Annotated in this window: 7 protein-coding genes and 2 tRNA genes; 6 read left to right on the plus strand and 3 right to left on the minus strand. The window is 65.9% G+C overall.

The genetic code is table 11. The features are described from left to right. Positions 1 to 21: 21 nt before the first annotated feature. Positions 22 to 1,749 carry a GMC family oxidoreductase gene (locus QP413_RS05625; RefSeq protein ID WP_284781026.1) on the minus strand — a complete coding sequence of 576 codons (1,728 nt, stop codon included), beginning with the start codon at positions 1,747 to 1,749 and terminating at the stop codon, positions 22 to 24. Positions 1,750 to 1,903: 154 nt separating this feature from the next. Between QP413_RS05625 and dnaG the strand changes: the two genes are divergently transcribed. Further along, positions 1,904 to 3,916: a DNA primase gene (dnaG, locus tag QP413_RS05630; RefSeq protein WP_284781028.1), complete on the plus strand. Its 2,013-nt coding sequence runs from the start codon at positions 1,904 to 1,906 to the stop codon at positions 3,914 to 3,916. A gap of 112 nt (positions 3,917 to 4,028) precedes the next feature. Here the strand turns inward: dnaG and QP413_RS05635 are convergent, their stop codons facing one another. Beyond that, the gene (locus QP413_RS05635) at positions 4,029 to 4,358 is read right to left on the minus strand and encodes a hypothetical protein (protein ID WP_148792501.1); all 330 of its coding nucleotides are present in this window, start codon (positions 4,356 to 4,358) and stop codon (positions 4,029 to 4,031) included. 295 nt (positions 4,359 to 4,653) lie between these two features. On the opposite strand from QP413_RS05635, the gene QP413_RS05640 reads away from it, so the two are divergent. The 4 genes from QP413_RS05640 (at position 4,654) to QP413_RS05655 (ending at position 9,516) form a co-directional block, all read left to right on the plus strand. After that, positions 4,654 to 5,754: an S-(hydroxymethyl)mycothiol dehydrogenase gene (locus QP413_RS05640; RefSeq protein ID WP_284781029.1), complete on the plus strand. Its 1,101-nt coding sequence runs from the start codon at positions 4,654 to 4,656 to the stop codon at positions 5,752 to 5,754. A 69-nt stretch (positions 5,755 to 5,823) separates the two neighbouring features. Next, positions 5,824 to 6,507: an MBL fold metallo-hydrolase gene (locus QP413_RS05645; protein ID WP_284781030.1), complete on the plus strand. Its 684-nt coding sequence runs from the start codon at positions 5,824 to 5,826 to the stop codon at positions 6,505 to 6,507. A 233-nt stretch (positions 6,508 to 6,740) separates the two neighbouring features. Beyond that, positions 6,741 to 9,140 carry a heavy metal translocating P-type ATPase gene (locus QP413_RS05650; RefSeq protein WP_284781035.1) on the plus strand — a complete coding sequence of 800 codons (2,400 nt, stop codon included), beginning with the start codon at positions 6,741 to 6,743 and terminating at the stop codon, positions 9,138 to 9,140. Between the two features lie 4 nt (positions 9,141 to 9,144). Further along, on the plus strand, positions 9,145 to 9,516 hold the full coding sequence (locus QP413_RS05655) for a metal-sensitive transcriptional regulator (protein ID WP_284781031.1): 372 nt from the start codon (positions 9,145 to 9,147) through the stop codon (positions 9,514 to 9,516). Positions 9,517 to 9,643: 127 nt separating this feature from the next. Here QP413_RS05655 and QP413_RS05660 read toward each other — a convergent pair. Continuing rightward, positions 9,644 to 9,717, minus strand: a tRNA-Ile gene (locus QP413_RS05660). Positions 9,718 to 9,835: 118 nt separating this feature from the next. On the opposite strand from QP413_RS05660, the gene QP413_RS05665 reads away from it, so the two are divergent. Continuing rightward, positions 9,836 to 9,907: transfer RNA gene (locus QP413_RS05665), tRNA-Asn, on the plus strand. The last annotated feature ends 3 nt before the right edge of the window (positions 9,908 to 9,910 follow it).

Raw genomic sequence — 9,910 nt, forward strand, 5'->3', positions numbered from 1 at the left:
GTTATACCGGGCTGGGTGGGGCTAGTTGCCCACCGGGGTGATCGGCAGACGCAGCGCGGCCGGGGCGGTGGCAGGAACCATCGGGGAGGCCGGCTCCACGGCCTCGATGCGCTGATAGCCCTCGGACTGCTCCGGCCGCGGGTCCTCCTCGCCCTTATTCGGCCACATCGCAGCGGCGCGCTCCGCGTTGGCGGTGATGGACAGAGAAGGGTTCACGCCGGGGTTGGCGGCCATGGACGAGCCGTCGACCACAAAGAGATCCGGCAGCCCCCACACGCGGTGATAGGGATCCACCACGCCGTCGTCCGGGGAGCTGGAGATTGAACAACCGCCGAGGAAGTGGGCGGTCAGCGGAATATCGACCACCTCGGACCACACCCCGCCTGCCAGGCCACCCTTGCGCAGGGAGGCCAGGATGCGGGTGGCCTTGTTCCCATCCGGGATCCAGCTCGGGTTCGGCTCACCGGTGCCCTGCTTGGAGGTCAGCCAGGTGAACTTCCCGAGCGTGCGCGGGTAGGTGGTCAGCGAGTTATCGCGGGACTGCATCACCAGGTTGATCACCGTGCGCTGCGACCAGCGGCGCAGGTTCACCAGGCGAGGGATCTGGCGGAACTGGAGAACCAGCTGGCGGAGGAACTCGAGCACGCGGGGGCGCAGCTTATCGCCGTCGGTCATGAGGGTCTGCAGCAGGCCCATGGAGTTCGAGCCCTTGCCGTAGCGCACTGGTTCGATGTGGGTATCCGGGGCGGGGAAGTAGCTGGAGGTGATGGCCACGCCCTCGGAGAAATCCCACTCCGGGTCGTACTTCTTGAACTGCGCGCCGAGCAGGGCCTCGGAGTTGGTGCGGGTCATCGTGCCGAGGGAGTCCGGAAGCTGTGGCAGGTTGCCGTTGACCTTCTGCCGGTGCAGCAGGTTCTGGGTGCCCCACGCACCCGCAGCGACGACGACCTTGTCCGCGGTGAAGCGGCGGGTCTTCTTCTTGCCCAGCAGGCCTCCCGTGGCCTTCGTATCCACGTTCCAGCCACCACCCGGCATGCGGGTGATGTCGGTGACCGTGGTCAGCGGGTGGACCTCGGCGCCGCCCTTCTCGGCGAGGTAGAGGTAGTTCTTCAGCAGGGTGTTCTTCGCCCCGTGGCGGCAGCCGGTCATGCACTCGCCGCACTCGTGGCAGGCGGTGCGCTGCGGGCCTGCACCACCGAAGTAGGGGTCGTCCACGGTTTCCTTCGGCTGGCCTTCGAGCCCGACCTTCTCGCCGAAGAATACGCCCACCGGTGCCATGCGGAAGGTATCGCCCACCCCGAGTTCCTCGGCAGTCTGCTTCGACAGCTTGTCCGCCGGGGTCATGGTGGGGTTGGTGACCACGCCAAGCATGCGGCGTGCCTGGTCGTAGTAGGGGGTCAGCTCGTCCTTCCAGTCGGTGATGTGTGCCCACTGCTTATTGCGGAAGTACTCGTCCTCGGGCTGGTAGAGGGTGTTGGCGTAGTTCAGCGAACCACCGCCCACACCCGCGCCGGCGAGGATCATGACGTTGCGCAGCAGGTGGATGCGCTGGATGCCGTAGCAGCCGATCGCGGGCGCCCAGAGGAACTGCTTGAGGTGCCAGGAGTTCTTCGCGAAGTCCTTGTCCGCGTAGCGCTTGCCGGCCTCTAAAACACCGACCTTGTATCCCTTCTCGACGAGGCGCAGGGCGGTGACGGAGCCGCCGAAACCGGAGCCGATGATGAGGACGTCGTAGTGGGTTGCGGTCATGCCGACCTACCTTCCCGAGTCTGTGGTGCACACGATGGGTAAACATCGTGGCAAATAAGTATGTCAGGGAACCTATGTTAAAAAGCCGGGCCGGTTTTGTCTGGCGAATGGGCGTTCCGCTCGGCCACATCCCTTGTCTGGCGGGTGTATTAGCATGTCCCTTATGGGTAAGGGCAGGATCCCGGAGCGGGACATCGAGGCGATTCGCGAGGCGACGCCGATCGAAGAGATCGTGGGGGAGTACGTCCAGCTCACGCCCGGTGGCGTCGATTCCATGAAGGGCTTGAGTCCCTTCAAGGATGAGAAGACCCCGTCCTTCCACGTCCGCCCGAATAAGGGCTACTTCCACTGCTTCTCCACCGGCGAGGGCGGGGACGTGTTCAGCTTCCTCATGAAGATGGAGCACCTGACCTTCCCGGAGGCCGTGGAGCAGGTCGCCGAGCGCATCGGTTACCGCATCAACTACGAGGGCGGCGGCCCGGGGAGGCGGGAGAAGCCCGGCACCCGCCAGCGGCTGATCGCGGCGAATAAGGCGGCCTTCGAATTCTACCGGGAGCAGTTCGCCTCGGACGCCCAGGGTGCGGATGTGGCCCGTCAGTTCCTCATCGACCGCGGCTTCACCCAGGAGCATGTGGATCAGTTCGGCTGCGGCTACGCCCCGCCCGGCTGGGACACCCTCACCAAGCATCTGCTGCGCAAGGGCTTCGAGTTCCAGGAGCTGGAGGCCGCTGGCCTATCCCGCATGGGATCCAAGGGGCCGATCGACCGTTTCCATCGCCGTCTGCTGTGGCCGATCCGTTCGGTGGCAGGTGACGTCATTGGTTTTGGCGCCCGTAAGTTGTTCGAGGACGACAAGCTGGGCAAGTATATGAACACCCCGGAAACCTTGTTGTACAAGAAGTCCAAGGTGCTCTTCGGTATTGACCAAGCCAAGCGCAGCATCGCGCAGAAGCACCAGGCCGTGGTGGTGGAGGGCTACACGGACGTCATGGCCATGCACGCCGCGGGAGTGGACACCGCGGTGGCCTCCTGTGGCACGGCTTTCGGCTCCGAGCACCTGGCGATGCTGCGGCGCTTCATGCTGGATGACCGCTACTTCCGCGGCGAGATCATCTACACCTTCGACGGCGACGAGGCCGGCCAGAAGGCCGCGCTGCGCGCTTTCGAAGGGGACCAGCAGTTCACCGGCCGCAGCTATGTCACCGTCGCTCCGGGCGGCCAGGATCCCTGCGATATCCGCCTGGAACGCGGCGACGAGGCGGTGCGGGAGCTGGTCTCCAACCGCATCCCCATGTTCGAGTTCGTGATCCGCACCCTGCTGGAGGGTTACGACACCGCCGCCGTGGATGGCCGTATCCACGCGATGCGGCGGATCATCCCGGTGCTCGCCGGGATTAAGGACGACGCCCTGCGCGACGAGTACTCCCGCCAGGCCGCCGGTTGGGTGGGTTTCGACGACCCGGACGACATCGTGGCCCAGGTGCGCGAGGAGGCCCGGCGCGGCCGGACGGAGAAGCCGAAACTGGAGCTCAAGCGCGGGGCGGCGCGCCGGGAACGGCTCGCGAAGGGTGCCGCTCCAGCAGGTCCGGGCGCGGCGAACCAGGGCGGTGTTCCTGGCGGAGAGGATTCCGGCGGTCACCTGCGGGTCGTGGCGGGCATGGAGCGCCCGGACCCGAAGGACGAGTTGTTACTGGGTATCCGCGAAGTCCTAAAGCTGGGGCTGCAGGAGCCGGAGCTGGCGGGGCAGATCTTCGACCTCATGCCGCCGGAGAGTTTCCTGCACCCGACGTATATCGCGATCGTCAATGCGATGGCCGCGGCTGGTGGTGCCGCCCAGGCCAAGTCCGGTTCGGGGTGGCTGGACGCGGTGAGTAACAACGTGCCGGATGCGATGGGGCAGGCCGTGGTCTCGGAACTCGCGGTGGAGGACCTGCAGTGCCAGCAGGAGCGGCTGCCGTACTATGCCTCGGCGATCATGGCCCGGATGCAGGAACGCTGGGTGAGCAACGAGGTTGCTGAGCTGCGCGCGCAGATGCAGCGGATGCGGCCGGACGAGGACAAGGAGGCCTATATGGCCACCTTCGCCGACCTCACCGCGCTGGAGAAGTACCGGCGCTCGCTCAACGAGCGGGCCAACGCCTACGGGGAATTCACCTTCGGTAACTAAGCCGCCCGCCGCTCCTGGGCTGTACGACGGGCACTCAGCTGGCGGGTCAACGCCGGCGGTGAAGCGGCCGGCGAGCAGCGGAAGAGGGACGAGACCCTAGCTCTAGCGAGCCCTAGCGGGGCTTCTTGGGGGAGCGGGGGCGCTTGAACTCGGACGCGGAGCGTAGCGGACGGTCATTGGGGTGGGCGTCGTCCGGCTCGACGATGCTGTGACCATCGGCCAGCGAGCTTCGGGTGCTGGCGTTCAGGTCGCGCACCTCGTGCATGCGCGGGTCCGGGTCCAGGCGATTGGCCAGCGCCTTGCGGCTGGCACGGAGCGCGGACTGGGCGACCTCAGAGTTGATCGCGGTCTCATAGCCGCGCCGGATCTGCTCGTAACGGCGACGCCCGGCCTTGGTTCCCATCAGATAGCCGGCTGCGGCCCCGACAACGAACTGGATCATGAAGTTCAAGCCCTCCCAAACGTGGTGTGCACTCGGCCACCGCCTGCCCGGATGTTCGTCGGCGGCGGTGGAGCTGTGAAAGCCTAGTCTACGTCATAACCCCGCCGCGGGAATCAGCTTCGCCCGAGTGCGAGGGGCCCACATACTACCCGCGCAGCAGCCCCCGGGGCGCACCCGCGGAACTTATGCCACAATGGAAAGTGCAAGTCAGCGCCCCGCTGCGGGTTTGACGTCCTAAAAATGACGGAACGTGGCAGCGGTGGCGCCAAAAATTTAGACACAGCAGGAGGAAAGCATGACTCAGAGCGTTAAGGCAGTGGTCTCGCGCGGCAAGGGCGACCCGGTGGAGCTGGTGGATATTCAGATTCCCGCCCCGGGCGCGAACGATGTGGTTGTGCAGGTGCAGGCCTGCGGCGTCTGCCACACCGACCTCGCATACCGCGACGGTGGCATTACGGACGACTACCCCTTCCTGCTGGGCCACGAGGCTGCGGGTGTGGTCTCGGAGGTCGGTGAGGACGTCACCCACGTCGCCGTCGGCGATTATGTGGTCCTGAACTGGCGCGCGGTGTGCGGCGAGTGCCGAGCCTGCAAGAAGGGCCAGCCGCACTACTGCTTCGATACCTTCAATGCTTCGAAGAAGATGACGCTGACCGATGGCACCGAGCTGGAGCCCGCCCTGGGCATTGGTGCATTCGCGGAGAAGACCCTGGTCCATGAGCGTCAGTGCACCAAGGTGGACCCGGAGGCGGACCCGGCGGCTGCGGGTCTGATGGGCTGTGGCGTGATGGCCGGCCTGGGTGCGGCGGTGAATACTGGCGAGATCCAGCGCGGCGAGTCCATCGCCGTCATCGGCCTGGGTGGCGTGGGCATGGCTGCCGTCGCTGGTGCCGAGGTCGCCGGAGCCAGCACGATCATCGCGATCGATATCTCCGAGGATAAGCTCACGCGCGCGAAGGAAGAGTTCGGCGCGACGCACACCATCAATTCCCGCGGCCTGTCCACCGATGAGCTGGTGGAAAAGGTCCAGGAGCTCACGGGCGGTTTTGGTGTGGACGTCGCCGTGGATGCGGTGGGAGTCCCGGAGACCTTCAAGCAGGCCTTCTACATCCGCGACCTGGCTGGCCGCGTGGTGCTGGTGGGCGTGCCGACCCCGGAGATGACGCTGGAGCTGCCGTTCCTGGACGTGTTCTCCCGCGGTGGCGCCCTGAAGTCCAGCTGGTACGGCGACTGCCTGCCGGAGCGGGACTTCCCGACCTATATCGACCTCTACCGCCAGGGCCGTTTCCCGCTCGACCGCTTCGTGGACGAGCGCATCGGCATCGCGGACGTGGAGGCCGCTTTCGAGAAGATGCGGGGCGGCGAGGTCATGCGCTCCGTGGTGGAGTTTTCTTAAAACCCCTTGCTGCGGGGTTCGCAGCGCTGTGTTGCCGGGGTACTGGCACCCCAATGAAGGAGAAGAACAATGAGCGATAACGCGATCACCGACATTATTTCCCCAGGTCAGCTCTCTGGTGCAGGCGAGAAGCTGCGCGTGACCCGCGTGATCACCAACGGCACCTTCGCCCTGGATGGCGGCGAGTGGGACGTGGAGAACAACATCTGGGTCATCGGTGATGATAAGGAGTGCTACATCATCGACGCCGCCCACGAGCTGGACCCGATCCGGGAGGCGGTCGACGGCCGCGAGGTCAGGGCTATCCTGTGCACCCACGCGCACAATGACCACATCACCGTGGCGCCGGAGCTTTCCCAGATCTTCGGCGCGGACATCTTCGTCCACCCGGCGGACCGCGTGCTCTGGGACCAGAGCTACCCGGACCTGGAGCCGAAGGAGCTGGCCGACGGCGACGTCTTCGAGGTAGGCGGCGTGGAGCTCAAGACGATGAACACCCCGGGGCACTCGCCGGGCTGCTGCGTGTTCTACGTGCCGGACGCGGGCGTGCTGTTCTCCGGCGACACGCTGTTCAACGGTGGTCCGGGCGCGACGGGCCGGTCTTTCTCGGACTTCGACACGATCATCGAGTCGATCAAGACGAAGCTGCTGACGCTGCCGGCGGAGACGAAGGTGCTCACCGGCCACGGCGATTCCACCACCATCGGGGACGAGGCCCCGCACCTGGAGGAGTGGATTAAGCGCGGTTACTAGTGTGCTGGATTGGGGCCTCAGGGGTCTCGGTCGAGGGGCTGTGGGAGTTTTCCCGCGGCCCCTTTTCCTCGTCTTTGGTGCATCTTTTTGCGTTTTACCGTGCCACTGTGGAACCCCTTGCCGAATACCCCCAGGGGGTATAGGGTTGGGGTGGAAAGGAGATGGAAAACTTGTCTCAACAACAGGATCACTCAGCTGCCGAGGTGGGCACCGGCACGGGTTCGCCTGCCCGAATGGACACCGGCGGGGCTACCCAGCCAGTTCTCGACCTGGACTACCAGATCACTGGCATGACCTGCGCTTCGTGCGCGAACCGGATCGAGCGCAAACTCAACAAGCTCGACGGGGTGACCGCTTCCGTCAACTACGCCACGGAGAAAGCACACGTCGAGCAGGACGGTGCCGCCGAGGCGGTGACTGATGAGCAGATCCGGGAGATCATCGCGGACATGGGCTACGAGGCCCAGCTCTCGCAGCCGCTGGCTTCCCAGCCTGCTGCCGGTGACCCGCAGGGCGGGGCTGGCGAACAAGGGGCGGCGGACGCGGCCCAGCCTGGGGGCGAACCGACGTCCCAAACCCCGGCGGAGCAGGCGGCAGAGCGTGAGCTGGAGGGCCTGCGCAACCGCCTGATCGGATCCCTGTGGCTGGCGATCCCGGTGATCGTGCTGGCCATGATTCCGAACCTGCAGTTCACGAACTGGCAGTGGCTCTCGCTGACGCTGGCCGCGCCCGTGATCGTGTGGGCGGGCTACCCGTTCCACCGCGCCACCTGGCTGAACATCAAGCACGGCGCGGTGACGATGGACACCCTGATCACGGTGGGCACGGGGGCAGCGTTCCTGTGGTCGCTGGTCGCGCTATTCTTCGGCAGCGCTGGCGAGCCAGGCATGAGCCACACCTGGAACCTGTTTAATGCCCACAGCGACCCGATGGGGGATATCTACCTCGAGGTCGCCGCGGGCGTGATCATGTTCGTCCTGGCGGGGCGCTACTACGAGAAGCGCGCGAAGCATCGTGCTGGCGAGGCGCTGCGTGCGCTGAGTGAGCTGGGTGCAAAGGATGTTGCCGTCGTCGATGACGCCCAGGGTGGCAACGAGCGCCGCATCCCGATCGGCCAGCTGGCTGAGGGTATGTACTTTGTGGTGCGCCCGGGCGAAAAGATCGCCACGGACGGGCGAGTGGTGGCGGGAAGCTCCGCAGTGGACGAGTCCATGCTGACCGGCGAATCCGTGCCGGTGGAGGTCGCCCCGGGTGATGGGGTGACGGGCGCGACCGTCAACGCATCGGGCCGACTGATCGTTGAGGCCACCCGTGTGGGCTCCGATACCCAGCTGGCGCAGATGGCCAAGCTGGTGGAGCAGGCGCAATCCGGCAAGGCCGATGTGCAGCGGCTGGCCGACCGGGTGTCCGCGGTGTTCGTGCCGGTGGTCATCGCCCTTGCAGTCATCACGTTGGTCGCCTGGCTCCTGATCACGGGTGATGTGGGTGCCGCGATGGCCTCGGCCGTGGCAGTGCTGATCATCGCCTGCCCGTGTGCGCTGGGCCTTGCCACCCCGACCGCGCTGTTGGTCGGTACGGGCCGGGGCGCTTCGATGGGCGTGCTGATCCGCGGGCCGGAGACCCTGGAGCAGACCCGTGGCGTGGATGCCATCATTCTGGACAAAACCGGCACCATCACGACCGGCGAGATGACGGCCACCGAGGCCTGGCTCGCGCCGGCTGCGGACTCGATCGCGCATGGTTCCGGCAAGGTCGGGATCACCGAGGCGGAGCTGTGGCGCATTGCCGGTGCGGTGGAGAATCACTCCGAGCACCCGATCGCCCAGGCGATCGCCGAGCGTGCCCGCACGGAGATCGGCGGCGAACTGCCCGAAGCGGAGGACTTCGAGTCCGTCCCGGGGCGTGGCGTGACCGCCACCGTCGACGGTGTGACCGTTCAGGTCGGACGCGGCTTCGAGACCTCCGACGGCACCACCGTTGGCGCCGAGATCGTCGAGCGCAGCGGGCTGGGCGGCACCGTGGTTCCGGTGCTCGTCGCCGGTCAGCTGGCTGGTGCGGTCGCCGTCGAGGACGCGGTGAAGCCGGACAGCGCGGAGGCCATCGCTCAGCTCGAGGAGCTGGGCCTGGAACCGATGCTGGTCACCGGTGACAACGAGCAGGTCGCACGTGAGGTCGCTGGCCTCGTGGGGATTAACCCCGACAACGTGCGGGCAGGCGTGATGCCCGCCGATAAGGTCACCGCGGTCAAGGACCTGCAGGCCGAAGGCAAGCGCGTGGCGATGGTTGGCGATGGCGTCAACGATGCCGCCGCGCTGGCCCAGGCGGACCTCGGTATCGCCATGGGTACGGGGACGGACGTGGCCATCGAGGCCGCGGACATCACGCTCGTGCGCGCCGAGATGAGCGCGGTGGTGGACTCCATCCGCCTGTCGCGCAAGACCCTGCGCACCATCAAGATGAACCTGTTCTGGGCCTTCGCCTATAACGTCGCGGCGATCCCGCTGGCCGCCTTCGGCCTGCTGAACCCGATGCTGGCGGGTGCGGCCATGGCACTGTCCAGTGTGTTCGTGGTCTCGAACAGCCTGCGACTGCGTGGCTTCAAGTCCATCCAGCCTGAGGTCGAGGAGAACTAAGCGCGTGAAGAATTCGAAGGCGGCGACCACACGCGACTGCCACGCGTCGCAACAAAGCGAGCCTGTGGCCAACGGCAAGGTCGATCACAGCGAGAAGCCGCTCAGCGGCCACGGCGACCGGGCCAAGCTGATCGCGCGGCTGAAGCGCATCGAAGGTCAGGTGCGCGGTGTGCAGCGGATGGTCGCCGAAGAGGAGTACTGCATCGACGTGCTCACCCAGATCGCAGCACTGCAGTCTGCGCTCAAGGGCGTGGGGCTGGTGCTGCTGGAGGAGCACATGGCCCACTGCGTGGTGCAGGCAGCCCGAACCTCGGACGAGGCGGTGGAGGAGAAGCTGGAGGAGGTCTCCCAGGCGATCGCGCGCTTCACTCGCTAGCTGCCCGCTTTACCGGCTAGCCCTAACGTCCGGGGTGAAGGATGCGAAAACCCCGGCGGGTAGGGTCTCGTTCGTGGGCCCAGCCCCGCCGGGGGAGCCGCCTCTCACGGGCGGCGGATGATCTTTGTGGGACCAGCGGGGCTCGAACCCGCGACCAGCGAATTATGAGTTCGCGGCTCTAACCGACTGAGCTATGGTCCCGCCACCAGGTCATTGAACCACACCGCACCCTTAAAGACGATATTGGTGCCCTGACCTGCTGATTTGGTGCTTATAGGCTTGCTGGGTAGAGTGTCTATTCGTTGCCAAGATGGCATATTCCCCCATAGCTCAATGGCAGAGCACTCGACTGTTAATCGAGTGGTTGCTGGTTCGAATCCAGCTGGGGGAGCAA

The organism is Corynebacterium sp. UMB4614 (assembly GCF_030217065.1).
In the GTDB taxonomy this organism is placed as follows: domain Bacteria; phylum Actinomycetota; class Actinomycetes; order Mycobacteriales; family Mycobacteriaceae; genus Corynebacterium.